This is a genomic window from Variovorax durovernensis (assembly GCF_977011995.1).
Window position 1 is genome coordinate 632,947 of the sequence record NZ_CDRNCW010000001.1, and the last position, 12,973, is coordinate 645,919.

Genomic DNA, 12,973 nt, shown 5'->3' on the forward strand with positions numbered 1-12,973 from the left:
ATGCGAGATTCGGGCCAGTGATACGCCCCGCGCGGGCGTTGGTGCGCGGCCTCCGGCCGCCGCCATCACAGCCGCGCGAGCAGCCCGGCGACGGTTTCGTTCGCCAGGCCCAGCGGCTCGAGCAAGTCGTTCTCGAGGCGGAAGTCGATGCCGTTGACCAGCGAGGCCGCGTCCACGATGGTGCGGGTCGCGGGCGTGGGCACGCCGGCGATGGCGCCGAGCGCCTCGATGAAGGCCAGGCCGTAGGGCATGTCCTCGGTCACGTAGCGGGTGTCGACCTGCACCGGGCCGGGTGGCCCGCCGCGCTTGGCGTGCAGCTCGGCGGCGATGTCCGCCAGCTTTTCCGACGTGGTGCCGAAGGAGCGCGCGAAGTGCGCCTCGATGGGGCCGAGCTCGATGCCGAAGGCCCGTGCCACGGCGCGGCGCTCCTGGTCGAGCGCCTCGATCGCGCGCGACACGCCGGGTGTCATGCAGTGGTACTGCGGCCAGTTCTCGGCGCGCTCGATGCGGGTCCAGTTGAACACCGCGAGCGGGCCATGCGACTGCGGGTTGACGTTGGCCAGGGCGCTGGCGAGGGCGCTTTCCTGCGGGAAGAAGCCGTCGCCGAAGAGCTCGGTGCACAGCGCGACGGCCTCGTCCGCCTTCGCGCCGGGCAGGGTGGACACGCCGACCGCCTTGCGCCGCGTCATGACCTTGACCTGCGCGCCCGACTCCCGGCGCGCGGTCAGCACGGTCGTGCCGAAGCTGGCGACGGTGACCTGCCGTCCGGCTTGCCTGGCTGCTTCATGGAGATAGAGCGACGACAGCGAGGCCATCGAGCTGACGATCACCGTCTGGCCGTCGCGCAGGAAGGGCAGCAGCGCGTCCATCACCCGCTTGTGGCCGTTGACCGGCAGGGCGAGCAGCAGCACGTCCGATGCCGCGCAAAGGCCGGCTGCGTCGTCGGCCACCTCGACCGTCACCGAAAACGACTGGATGCCGCCGGCTTCCAGCGCCTGCGTCCGCAGGGCCTCGGCGCCCCGGCCGCCCGGCGACCACACGGTCACGCCGTGCCCCGCCCGCCGCAGCCAAGCCGCGCTGGCCAGCGCGATCGCCCCGGTGCCGGCAATGCCGACGCGGTGTGCCAATCTATTCAACCTTGATCCCGCCTTGTTTGATGACCTTCGCCCAGCGCTGGCTGTCTTCCGTCACGACCTTGCCCAGCGCGGCCGGGCCGCCGCAGGTGTTGACCGCGCCCAGTTGGGCGAAGCGCTGCTTCGTCTCCGGCAGGTTGCACACCTCCATCAGCGCTGCCGACAGCTTCTCGATGCTTGCCGCCGGCATGCGTGCCGGGGCCATCACGCCGACCCAGACCGGCACTTCCATGCCCGGCAGGCCGGTGGCCTCGCCGATGGTGGGCGCCGAGCCCATGCTGGGGAGGGAAGCGCGCGAGAAGGTGCCCAGCACGCGCGCCTTGCCGCTGGCGACCATGGGCTCGATCGAGGCCACGCTGGTCACGATGGTCGCCACCTGCCCGCCCAGCAGGTCGGTCATGGCGGGCGCCGCGCCCCGGTAGGGCACGTGCAGCAGGTTCACGCCGCTGGCCTGGGCCAGCAGCGCCCCGGTCAGGTGCGAGACGGTGCCGTTGCCGGTCGAGGCGTAGGTCACCTGGCCCGGCCTGGCCTTGGCGTCGCGCAGCACATCGGCCACGGTCTTGTAGGGGCTTTCGGTGCGCACCGAAAGCGTCATGGGCGTGTCGGCCACCAGGGCCACCGGCACCAGCTCGTGCACCGGGTCGTAGGGCAGCCTGGCCTGCAGGTGCGGAGCGATCGTGACCGCGCCGCCCGTGGCCAGCAGCACCGTGGCGCCGTCGGTCGCCTTGGCCACGGCGTCGGCTGCCACGATGCCGCCGGCGCCGGCCTTGTTGTCGATGATGACCGGCTGGCCCAGCCTGTCGGTCAGCTTGGCGCCCAGGTAGCGCGCGATCACGTCTTGCGCGCCGCCGGTGGCGAAGGGGACGACGATGCGCAGGGGCTTGTCGTTGTGCTGTGCCCACAGCGGCGTGGCGGCGACTACGGCGAAGCACAGGACAAGATGTTTCAAAAACAATTTCATGGCGAATTCCATCCCGTGGCGCACTGTTTGGGCTTCGTTATTTCGCGAAATGCCGCGGAACCGGCTTTGCCGGGCCGCTGGCATTGCCCCCGGCAGGGGGAAGGAGAAGCGACACGAAGTGCGCGAAGCCTGGGGGCGAGTCTAGTCCGGCGCGATAATCCCGCGTTCCCGGCCGCCTTGCGCCGGGCTCTTGCCGAACCGCCATGAATCCCAGCTACAAACCCAGCGACGTCGAGTCCGCTGCCCAGGCGCAATGGAGCGCCGCCGATGCCTACCGCGTCACCGAGGACGCGAGCCGCAAGAAGTACTACGCCTGCTCGATGCTGCCGTATCCCAGCGGCAAGCTGCACATGGGCCACGTGCGCAACTACACGATCAACGACATGCTCACGCGCTACCTGCGCATGAGCGGCTACAACGTGCTGATGCCCATGGGCTGGGACGCCTTCGGCCTGCCGGCCGAGAACGCGGCGCTGAAGAACGGCGTGCCGCCGGCCAAGTGGACCTACGAGAACATCGCCTACATGAAGGGCCAGCTCCAGGCAATGGGCCTGGCCATCGACTGGAGCCGAGAGATCGCCACCTGCGACCCGAGCTACTACAAGTGGAACCAGTGGCTGTTCCTGAAGATGCTCGAAAAGGGCATTGCCTACCGCAAGACCCAGGTCGTGAACTGGGACCCGGTCGACCAGACCGTGCTGGCCAACGAGCAGGTGATCGACGGCAAGGGCTGGCGCACCGGCGCCACTGTCGAGCGCCGCGAGATCCCGGGCTACTACCTGAAGATCAGCGACTACGCCGAGGAACTGCTCGATCACACCCAGCACAAGCTGCCGGGCTGGCCCGAGCGCGTCAAGCTGATGCAGGAAAACTGGATCGGCAAGAGCGAAGGCCTGCGCTTCGCCTTCACCCATGACATCAAGGGTGCGGACGGCAAGCCGATCCAGGACGGCCGCATGTACGTGTTCACCACGCGCGCCGACACCATCATGGGCGTGACCTTCTGCGCCGTGGCGCCCGAGCACCCGCTGGCCGCGCATGCCGCCACGCTCGACCCCAAGGTCGCGGCCTTCATCGAGGAATGCAAGAGCGGCGGCACCACCGAGGCCGAGCTCGCCACGCAAGAGAAGAAGGGCGTGCCCACCGGCCTCACGGTGACGCACCCGATCACCGACGAGCAGGTGCCGGTGTGGGTCGGCAACTACGTGCTCATCGGCTACGGCGACGGCGCCGTGATGGGCGTGCCCGCGCACGACGAGCGCGACTTCGCCTTCGCCAACAAGTACGGCATCGAGATCATCCAGGTCGTTCTGGTCGACGACGAGCCGCACTTCGACTATCACAAGTGGCAGGACTGGTACGCCGACAAGCAGCGCGGCGTGACCATCAACTCCGACAACTTCAGCGGCATGAGCTACAAGGAGGCCGTGGCCGCCGTGGCGCATGCGCTGGGCCAGAAGGGCCTGGGCGAGCTGCAGACCACCTGGCGCCTGCGCGACTGGGGCGTGAGCCGCCAGCGCTACTGGGGCACGCCGATCCCGATCATCCATTGCGAAGAACACGGCGCGGTGCCGGTCCCCGAGAAGGACCTGCCCGTGGTGCTGCCGACCGACTGCGTGCCGGACGGCTCGGGCAACCCGCTGCACAAGCACGAAGGCTTCCATGCCGGCGTGGTCTGCCCCGTCTGCGGCAAGCCCGCGCGGCGCGAGACCGACACCATGGACACCTTCGTCGACTCGTCGTGGTACTTCATGCGCTACTGCGACCCGAAGAACGACGAAGCCATGGTGGCCGGCGGCGCCGACTACTGGATGCCGATGGACCAGTACATCGGCGGCATCGAGCACGCCATTCTTCACCTGCTGTACGCGCGCTTCTGGACCAAGGTGATGCGCGACCTCGGCCTGCTGAAGGCCGACGAGCCCTTCAGCAAGCTGCTGACGCAGGGCATGGTGCTCAACCACATCTACTACAACCGTGGCGAGAAGGGCGGCAAGAACTACTTCCCCCCCTCGGAAGTCACGCCAGTGGTCGACGCGCAGGGCCGCATCACCGGCGGTACGCTGGCCGACGGCACGAAGCTGGAATACGGCGGCGTCGGCAAGATGGGCAAGACCGAACGCAACGGCGTCGACCCGCAGGACCTGATCGAGAAGTACGGCGCCGACACGGCTCGCCTGTACACCATGTTCACCGCGCCGCCCGAAGCCACCCTCGAGTGGAACGACGCGGCCGTCGAAGGCAGCTACCGCTTCCTGCGCCGGGTGTGGAACTTCGGCGCGGCGCAGGCCGACATCGCTCCCGTCGCGCTGGCCGGCCAGACCTTCGGCAAGGGCGCCCAGGCGCTTCGCCGCGAAGTGCATACCGTGCTGCGCCAGATCGACTACGACTACCAGCGCATGCAATACAACACGGTCGTGTCGGGCGCGATGAAGCTGCTCAACGCGCTGGAAGGCTTCAAGCCCGACGGCAGCGCGGGCGACGCCGCCGCGGTGCGCGAGGGCTTCGGCATCCTGCTGCGCTGCCTGTACCCTGCCACGCCGCACATCGCGCAGCAGCTGTGGAACGAACTCGGCTACGACAAGGACCTGGGCGGGCTGCTCGACGCACCCTGGCCCACGGTCGACGTCGGCGCGCTGGTGCAGGACGAGATCGAGCTCATGCTGCAGGTCAACGGCAAGCTGCGCGGCAAGCTCAGCGTGCCGGCCGGCGCCTCGAAGGACGAGATCGAAAAACTCGCACTGGCCTGCGACGACTTCGTCAACTTCGCCGAAGGCGCGCCACCCAAGCGCGTGATCGTGGTTCCCGGCCGTCTGGTCAACGTGGTTCTTTGAACGACTCAAGCATGAACAATCGCAATGTCTCGCTGCCGCGCCGCGGCCTTCTCCTCGGACTGGCGGCGGCCGGCGCCTCGCTCGGCCTGGCCGGGTGCGGCTTCGAGCTGCGCAAGGCACCGGTCTTTGCGTTCAAGACACTGTCGGTGTCGGGCAACACGGCCATGATCAACCAGATCCGGCGTGAACTGCGGGCCACCGGCTCGGTGACCGTGCTGCCGCCGGAAGACGCCACCAAGGCCGACGTGATCCTGGAGATCCTGGGCGAGGACCGCAACCGCATCGTGATCTCGACCAACTCGGCGGGCTTGGTGCGCGAGCTGCAGTTGCAGCTGCGCGTCCGCTTCCGGCTGCGGACCCCTGGCGGCAAGGACCTGATTCCGGCCGCCGATGTCTCGCAGACGCGCGACCTGAGCTTCAACGAGACCAACGCGCTGGCCAAGGAAGGCGAAGCCGACCTGCTGTTCCGCGACATGCAGTCGGACATCGCGCAGCAGCTGATGCGCCGTATCGCAGCGGTCAAGTCGCTGTAATCCGTCGATGCAACTCGCCAGCGCCTCGCTCGGGGCTCATCTGCAGAAGGGCCTGAAGCCGCTCTACACGATCCACGGCGACGAGCCGCTGCTCGCGCAGGAAGCGGCCGACGCCATCCGCGCCGCCGCGCGCGCGCAGGGCTATACCGAGCGCAGTTCGTACACCGTGGCCGGCGCGCACTTCGACTGGAGCGCGGTGCTCGCGGCCGGCGGCTCGCTCTCGCTGTTCGCCGACAAGCAGATCGTGGAGATCCGTATTCCGTCGGGCAAGCCGGGCAAGGACGGCAGCACGGCGCTACAGCAACTGGCCGAGTCGGCACCCGGCAACGACAGCACGCTCACGCTGGTGATGCTGCCGCGGCTGGACAAGGCCACGCGCACCGGTGCCTGGTTCTCGGCGCTGGAGAACAACGGCGCGAGCATCCAGGTCGACCCGATCGAGCGCAGCGCGCTGCCGCAATGGATCGCGCAGCGCCTGGGCCAGCAGGGCCAGCGCGTGATGCCCGGCGACGAAGGCCAGCGCACGCTGCAGTTCTTTGCCGACCGGGTCGAGGGCAACCTGCTCGCGGCGCACCAGGAAATCCAGAAGCTCGCGCTGCTGCATCCCGCGGGCGAGCTCAGTTGGGAGCAGGTCGAAGGTGCAGTCAACAACGTGGCGCGCTACGACGTGTTCAAGCTGTCCGAAGCCGTGCTGGCCGGCAACCCGCAGCGCGTGGCGCGCATGCTCGACGGCCTGCAGGCCGAGGGCGAGGCCGAGGTGCTGGTGCACTACACGATCGCCGAGGACATCCGCGCGCTCAAGCGCGTGAAGGACGCCATGGCCTCGGGCCGTCCGCTGCCGATGGCGTTGCGCGAGAACCGCATCTGGGGCCCGCGCGAGCGTGCCTTCGAGCGCGTGCTGCCCCGGCTGGACGACCGCATGCTGACCCGCCTGCTGCGCGCCGCGCACGTGGTCGACGGCATCGTGAAGGGCCTGAAGCAGCCCGACTGGCCCGCCAGCGGCTGGCAGGCGCTGCAACGGCTGGCGCTGATGCTGTGCCGCGCGTGCAGCAGCGCGGCGGCCGTCCCAAGACGCGCCTGATCCGAGGATGGCTCCAGCCATCAAAAGGCCCGCCGCAGCCTGGCCACGGATCGGCATGGGAAAATAGAGGCATGAACGCGTTCAACGTCAGCGAGCACATGCAGACCCTTGGTCTGCAAGCCAAAGCCGCTGCATTCCTCATGGCCCGTGCGGATGCAGCTACCAAAAACATAGCACTAAAGGTGCTGGCCCGGCGCCTGCGCGAAGCCGGCCCGGTGCTGGCTACAGCCAACCGGAAAGACCTGGAGCGCGCCACGGCCGCCGGCCTCTCGGCACCGATGGTAGACCGCCTCAAGCTCACGCCCAAGGTCATCGAGACCGTCGCCCAGGGCTGCGAGCAGCTCGCCGGCATGTCCGACGTGATCGGCGAAATCATCGGCATGAAGCAGCAGCCCAGCGGCATCCGCGTGGGCCAGATGCGCGTGCCGATCGGCGTCTTCGGCATGATCTACGAGAGCCGGCCCAACGTGACCATCGAAGCCGCGAGCCTGGCCATCAAGAGCGGCAATGCCGCCATCCTGCGCGGCGGTTCGGAAGCCATCGAATCGAACAAGGCGCTGGCGCTGCTGGTGTCCGAGGCCCTGGCCGAAGCCGGCCTGCCGGTCGAGGCGGTGCAGCTGGTGCAGACCACCGACCGCGAAGCCGTCGGCCAGCTGATCGCCATGCCGGAGTTCGTGGACGTGATCATTCCGCGCGGCGGCAAGGGCCTGATCGAGCGCATCAGCCGCGACGCCAAGGTGCCGGTCATCAAGCATCTGGACGGCAACTGCCATGTGTACGTGGACGACACGGCCGAGTTCGACATGGCGCTGCGCATCGTCGACAACGCCAAGACCCAGAAGTACAGCCCCTGCAACGCCGCCGAAGGCCTGCTGGTGTCGGCCACGGTCGCCGAAGACTTCCTGCCCGAGATCGCCGCCATCTTCGCGGCCAAGGGTGTGGAAATGCGTTGCGACCCCGAAGCCGCCCGCATCCTGCGCGCCGATGGCGCCATCGATCCGCAGGCCAAGGTGGTCGATGCCGTCGAGTCCGACTGGTCCGAGGAATACCTTGCCGCCGTGATCAGCATCAAGGTGGTGGCCGGCGTGGACGAGGCCATCGCCCACATCAACCGCTATTCGAGCCATCACACCGACGCCATCGTCACGCGCGACCATGTGCATGCGCAGCGCTTCCTGCGCGAGGTCGATTCGGCCAGCGTCATGGTCAATGCGAGCACCCGCTTCGCGGACGGGTTCGAGTTCGGGCTGGGTGCCGAAATCGGCATCAGCACCGACAAGTTCCACGCCCGCGGACCGGTCGGCATCGAAGGACTGACCTCGCTCAAGTACGTCGTGCTCGGGCAGGGCGAAGTCCGGAGTTGAGAAGCTGTGGAGAGCGGATCGGCTGAACCAAGTCCGCTTTCTCCAGTCTTGTCATTGGGGCGGCCATCCCCAAATCCTACAATTCCGCTCTACCTTTAAGCACAAAACCAACAAGGCCGCCGCATGGTTCCGCATCTCGTCACCGCCCTGACCGGCCCGATCAACGAACTGGAGCAGCGGGTACTCGACTCGATGCCCGCCATCGAGCGCTGGTTCAGGCTCGAATGGATGGAACACACGCCGCCGTTCTACAGCGCCGTGGACATCCGCAACGCCGGCTTCAAGCTCGCGCCGGTCGACACCAACCTGTTCCCCGGCGGCTGGAACAACCTCACCAAGGAAATGCTGCCGCTGGCCGTGCAGGCGGCGCAGGCAGCCATCGAGAAGATCTGCCCGGAGGCGCGCAACCTGCTCGTCATTCCGGAAAATCACTCCAAGAACACCTTTTATCTCGCCAACGTCGCGCAACTGGTGCGCATCTTCCACATGGCGGGACTCAACGTGCGCGTCGGGTCGATAGACCCGGCCATCAAGTCGCCCAAGAAGATCGAACTGCCCGGCGGCGACGTCGTCACGCTGGAGCCAGTGGTGCGCACCAAGCGCCGGCTGGGGCTGAAGAACTTCGATCCCTGCACAATTCTGCTCAACAACGAGCTTTCAGCGGGAACGCCCGGCATCCTCGAGGATCTGCACGAGCAGTACCTGTTGCCGCCGCTGCATGCGGGCTGGTCGGTGCGTCGCAAGAGCAACCACCTGCACAGCTATGAAGAGCTGTCCAAGCGCTTCGGCAAGCTGCTGGGCATCGACCCCTGGCTCATCAACCCGATCTATGCGCGCGCCGAAGGCGTCGACGTGGCCGAGGGCCGCGGCATCGACGTGCTGACCAGCCATGTGGATGCGGTGCTGACCAAGGTGCGCCGCAAGTACAAGGAATACGGCATCAACGAGAAGCCGTTCGTGGTCGTCAAGGGTGGCCACAGCGACAGCGGCAGCCCGGGCGTGGTGACGGTGCGCGACGTGAAAGACGTCGAGGCGCTGATCGGCAAGCCGCGCGGCGCGTCGGCCGCCAAGGCCGCCAACAGCCGGGAAGCGCGCGAGTTGCGCGAGCTGCGCGAACCCACCGAGCTGATCGTCCAGGAAGGCGTGCTCACCAACGAGCGCGTGCACAACGGCGTGGCCGAACCGGTCGTCTACATGATGGACCGCTACGTGGTCGGCGGCTTCTACCGCGTGCATGCCGAGCAGGCGCCCGACGAGAACCTCAAGCTGCCGGGCGCGAGCTTCGTGCCGCTGGCCTTCTCCGAAAGCGCGCACCTGCCGCAGCCGGGCGCCAAGCCCGGCGCCAGCGCGCCGAACCGCTTCTACATGTATGGCGTGGTCGGCCGGCTCGCAATGGTGGCCGCCAGCTACGAGATGGAAGCCACCAACCCGGACGCCGAAATCTACGAATGATTGCGGGGGCCGGCTTGCGGCGGCGGCGGGCAGCGGCAAAATAGCGGCCCCACATCAACGGAACCCAAAGGGCGGAGGGGATGCATGGCGCGGAATCCGCCGCCATCGCTCCCCCGCGTGTCTGACACGTCGATTGAAGCAGCCAGCCCTTTTCCCATCGACTTCGTGTCAGCCCCCAAAACCATCTCCGCCGGCCTGATCGTCGGCGCCATCGGTGTCGTCTACGGCGACATCGGCACCAGCGTCCTGTATGCCGTCAAGGAAGTCTTCGGCCACGGCCATGTGCCGTTCACGGTCGAGAACGTCTACGGCATCCTGTCGATGTTCTTCTGGACGCTCACCGTCATCGTCTCCATCAAGTACGTGGTGCTGGTGCTGCGTGCCGACAACGAAGGCGAGGGCGGGCTGGTCGCGATGCTCGCGCTGGCTTCGCGCGCGGTGGCGGACAAGCCCAGGCTGCGCCACCTGCTGCTGGTGGTCGGCATCTTCGGCACATCGCTGTTCTATGGCGACGGGGTCATCACGCCGGCCATCTCGGTGCTGTCGGCGGTCGAGGGCCTGGAAGTGGTGTCGCCGCATTTCACGCATTACGTCATTCCGCTGACGCTGGTCGTGCTGTTCTGCCTTTTCGTGGTGCAGAAGCGCGGCACGGCGGGCATCGGCAAGTTCTTCGGGCCGGTCACGCTGGTGTGGTTCCTGTCGATCGCGGTGCTCGGCGTGTCGCAGATCGTGCACCACCCTGAAATCCTCAAGGCGCTGAACCCGTTCTACGCGCTCAAGTTCATCTGGGACAACCCCGGCACCAGCTTCATCCTTCTGGGCGCCACCGTGCTGTGCGTGACCGGGGCCGAGGCGCTGTATGCCGACCTGGGCCACTTCGGCAAGAGCCCGATCCGCATCGCGTGGTTCTCGGTCGTGATGCCGGCGCTCACGCTCAACTACTTCGGTCAGGGCGCGCTGCTGCTGGAGAACCCCGAGGCGGTGAAGAACCCGTTCTTCATGATGGCGCCCGAATGGGCGCTCATTCCGCTGGTGCTGCTGGCCACGCTGGCCACGGTGATCGCGTCGCAGGCGCTCATCACGGGCGCGTTCAGCGTCACGCGCCAGGTCATCCAGCTGGGCTACCTGCCGCGCCTGAACATCGAGCACACCAGTGTGCGCACGGCCGGGCAGATCTACATTCCGCTGGTCAACTGGGGCCTGTTCGTGGCCATCGTGCTGGCGGTGGTCATGTTCCGCTCGTCGAGCAGCCTGGCCGCGGCCTACGGTATTGCCGTGACCACCGACATGCTCATCACCACGGTGCTGACCTTCTTCGTGATCCGCTATGCATGGAAGCTGCCGCTGCTGCTGTGCATCGGCTCGACGGCGGTGTTCTTCTTCGTCGACTTCATGTTCTTCGCCTCGAACCTGCTCAAGCTGTTCGAGGGCGGCTGGTTCCCGCTGATGATCGGCGGCTTCGTGTTCACGCTGATGATCACCTGGAAGGAAGGCCGACGCCTGATGGGCGAGGCCCAGCATGCCGACGCCATCGACCTGAAGTCGTTCCTCGACTCGGTGTTCGTGAGCCCGCCGGTGCGCGTGGACGGCACGGCGGTGTTCCTCACGGCCGAGCCGGGCGTGGTGCCCAATGCGCTGCTGCACAACCTCAAGCACAACAAGGTGCTGCACGAGCAGAACATGTTCGTCACCGTGCGCAACCACGAGGTGCCCTGGATCCCCATGGACAAGCGCATAGAGATCGAGCCGCTGGGCCATCACTGCTGGCAGATCATCGTGCACTACGGCTTCAAGAACGACATCGACCTGCCGCGCGCGCTTGAGCACGCACGCATGCGCGGCTGCCAGCTGGAGGCCATGACGACCAGCTACTTCCTGTCGCGCGACGTGGTGATTCCCACGCTCGGAAGCGGCATGGCGCCGTGGCGCGAGAAGCTGTTCGCGCAGATGCACCACAACGCGAGCGGGGCGGCGGCGTTCCTGGGGCTGCCGAACAACGCGGTGGTGGAGCTGGGGTCGAAGATCGAGATCTGAGGCTGGGGCAGAGCGCCTCAGTCGAACTCCCCCGGCCGTTCCTTCGCAATCTGTTCCACGTGCGAGGCGATCGCGCCCGGCGTGGTGAACCAGATGTCGCCCCGGTCGCGCGCATGCGCCAGGTGCGCGAGCGCGGTGCGCAGGTGCCGCAGCCGGTAGGGCTGGCCCACGATGTACGGATGCAGCGCCACGCCCATCACCAGCGGCTGCGTGCGCGACTGGCCGAGCATTTCCTCGAAGTTGTCGATCACCATCGCGCTGAAGTCCTTCGCGTCCATCAGGCGGCCGACGATCATCGGGATGTCGTTGAGCTCCTGGGGATACGGCACCGACCACAGCGAGCCGCCGCCGCGCGTGCGCATGCGCAGCGGCTGGTCGTCGTGGCACCAGTTGAGCGTGTAGCCGTAGCCGGTCTCGGCCAGCAGGTCGGGCGTGACGGCGCTTTCCGAAATCCATGGCGAGAGCCACCCGGCGGGCGCCTGCCCGCTCTCGCGCAGCATGCGCTCGCGGCAGCGCTGCAGCAGCGCGCGCTCGTGCACCTCGTCGAGCACCCCCTGGCGTTCGGCGTTGCTGTGGCCGTGGCCGATCAATTCGTCGCCGCGCGCCACCAGCGCCTGGACCAGTTCGGGGCAATGGTCGTACAGCGCGGTGTTGACGAGCGCGCCGGTGGGCAGCGCGAGCGCGTCGAACAGATCGAGGCAGCGCCACGCGCCGACGCGGTTGCCGTACTCGCGCCAGCCGTGGTTGAGCACGTCGGGTTGCGGCGAGGCCGGGCCGATGCATGCGCCCAGCCCGTCGCCGAAGGCGAAGTGCTCGACGTTGAAGCCGATGTACACCGCCAGCCGCGCGCCGTTCGGCCACACGTAGTCGGGCCGCCGCGTGATCGGCCGGTAATCGAAGCGGTCGTGCGTGGGGAGCCGGTCGGGCCAGCGCGTCGTCATGCCGGCGGCCTCGTCACAGCACGGCGAGGCCGGCGCGCACCAGCAGCCATTCGGCGCTGTCGTTCCACACGTCCATCTGCACGATCAGGCCGTGGCGCACCACGTAGCGGTCGACGTATCGATTGCCTTCGAAGGCCGTGCCGTCGGGCCATGCGCCGTAGAGCGTGCCGAGGCTGTAGACCACCGTTTCCTCGGGCGAGCCACCGGACACCGTCTCGGTGCGCTCGATCTTCTTCTTGACCCAGGCATAGCGCTTCGCATTGAAGGCCGAGGTGTCGCCGGGTGCCTGCATCGGCCGGTTGCCGGTGAAGCGGATCCGGATGTCGGACGCGGTGAAGCGGGAGGCCGACTGCGGGTCGGGAATCATCACTAGGCGAAGGAACTCGTCCACCACGGCGGCGGGGTCGAGCGCGGGATTGCTCTGCTGCGAAACGGATGCTTCCACGGGGTTCTCCAATCTTGCTGGGCCATGGCGGTGCACGGCGGGATATCGCGACAGGGTTCGTGCAATTCCCGTGCCTGATGGTTGACATTGTGGCGCCAAGATTGTTGACAATCTGGCTCTGCCGGCCTCCCGGCACAATCGCCCGATGCGATGCCTCGAGCCCGGCCGGACGCATGAGGAAAAGGCCCCTGCCGG

10 protein-coding genes are annotated in these 12,973 nt (G+C 67.4%); 6 read left to right on the forward strand and 4 right to left on the reverse strand.

Annotated features, from left to right (window positions below; genetic code table 11):
- Positions 1 to 65 precede the first annotated feature (65 nt).
- Positions 66 to 1,127, reverse strand: coding sequence for an NAD/NADP octopine/nopaline dehydrogenase family protein (locus ACWV14_RS02910; protein ID WP_454902510.1), 1,062 nt, complete (start codon positions 1,125 to 1,127; stop codon positions 66 to 68).
- A 1-nt stretch (position 1,128) separates the two neighbouring features.
- Positions 1,129 to 2,094, reverse strand: a complete 966-nt coding sequence (locus tag ACWV14_RS02915; protein WP_454902512.1) for a Bug family tripartite tricarboxylate transporter substrate binding protein — start codon at positions 2,092 to 2,094, stop codon at positions 1,129 to 1,131.
- A 203-nt stretch (positions 2,095 to 2,297) separates the two neighbouring features.
- On the opposite strand from ACWV14_RS02915, the gene leuS reads away from it, so the two are divergent.
- The 6 genes from leuS (at position 2,298) to ACWV14_RS02945 (ending at position 11,392) form a co-directional block, all read left to right on the forward strand.
- Positions 2,298 to 4,928, forward strand: a complete 2,631-nt coding sequence (gene leuS, locus ACWV14_RS02920) for a leucine--tRNA ligase (protein ID WP_454902514.1) — start codon at positions 2,298 to 2,300, stop codon at positions 4,926 to 4,928.
- A gap of 11 nt (positions 4,929 to 4,939) precedes the next feature.
- Positions 4,940 to 5,461, forward strand: coding sequence for an LPS-assembly lipoprotein LptE (locus ACWV14_RS02925; RefSeq protein WP_454902516.1), 522 nt, complete (start codon positions 4,940 to 4,942; stop codon positions 5,459 to 5,461).
- Between the two features lie 7 nt (positions 5,462 to 5,468).
- Positions 5,469 to 6,542 (forward strand): DNA polymerase III subunit delta, encoded by a 1,074-nt coding sequence (gene holA / locus ACWV14_RS02930; RefSeq protein ID WP_454902518.1) that lies wholly within the window; start codon positions 5,469 to 5,471, stop codon positions 6,540 to 6,542.
- A 71-nt stretch (positions 6,543 to 6,613) separates the two neighbouring features.
- On the forward strand, positions 6,614 to 7,906 hold the full coding sequence (locus ACWV14_RS02935) for a glutamate-5-semialdehyde dehydrogenase (RefSeq protein ID WP_454902520.1): 1,293 nt from the start codon (positions 6,614 to 6,616) through the stop codon (positions 7,904 to 7,906).
- A gap of 123 nt (positions 7,907 to 8,029) precedes the next feature.
- Positions 8,030 to 9,358 carry a glutamate--cysteine ligase gene (gshA, locus tag ACWV14_RS02940; protein WP_106935969.1) on the forward strand — a complete coding sequence of 443 codons (1,329 nt, stop codon included), beginning with the start codon at positions 8,030 to 8,032 and terminating at the stop codon, positions 9,356 to 9,358.
- Between the two features lie 165 nt (positions 9,359 to 9,523).
- Entirely contained in the window at positions 9,524 to 11,392 is a 1,869-nt protein-coding gene (locus tag ACWV14_RS02945; RefSeq protein ID WP_422088601.1) for a potassium transporter Kup, read from the forward strand.
- Positions 11,393 to 11,409: 17 nt separating this feature from the next.
- On the opposite strand, the gene ACWV14_RS02950 is transcribed toward ACWV14_RS02945, so the two are convergent.
- A complete protein-coding gene (locus tag ACWV14_RS02950; protein WP_454902523.1) occupies positions 11,410 to 12,333 on the reverse strand; it encodes a polysaccharide deacetylase family protein in 924 nt (307 codons plus the stop codon).
- A 13-nt stretch (positions 12,334 to 12,346) separates the two neighbouring features.
- Positions 12,347 to 12,778, reverse strand: a complete 432-nt coding sequence (locus ACWV14_RS02955; RefSeq protein ID WP_454902525.1) for a nuclear transport factor 2 family protein — start codon at positions 12,776 to 12,778, stop codon at positions 12,347 to 12,349.
- Positions 12,779 to 12,973 lie beyond the last annotated feature (195 nt).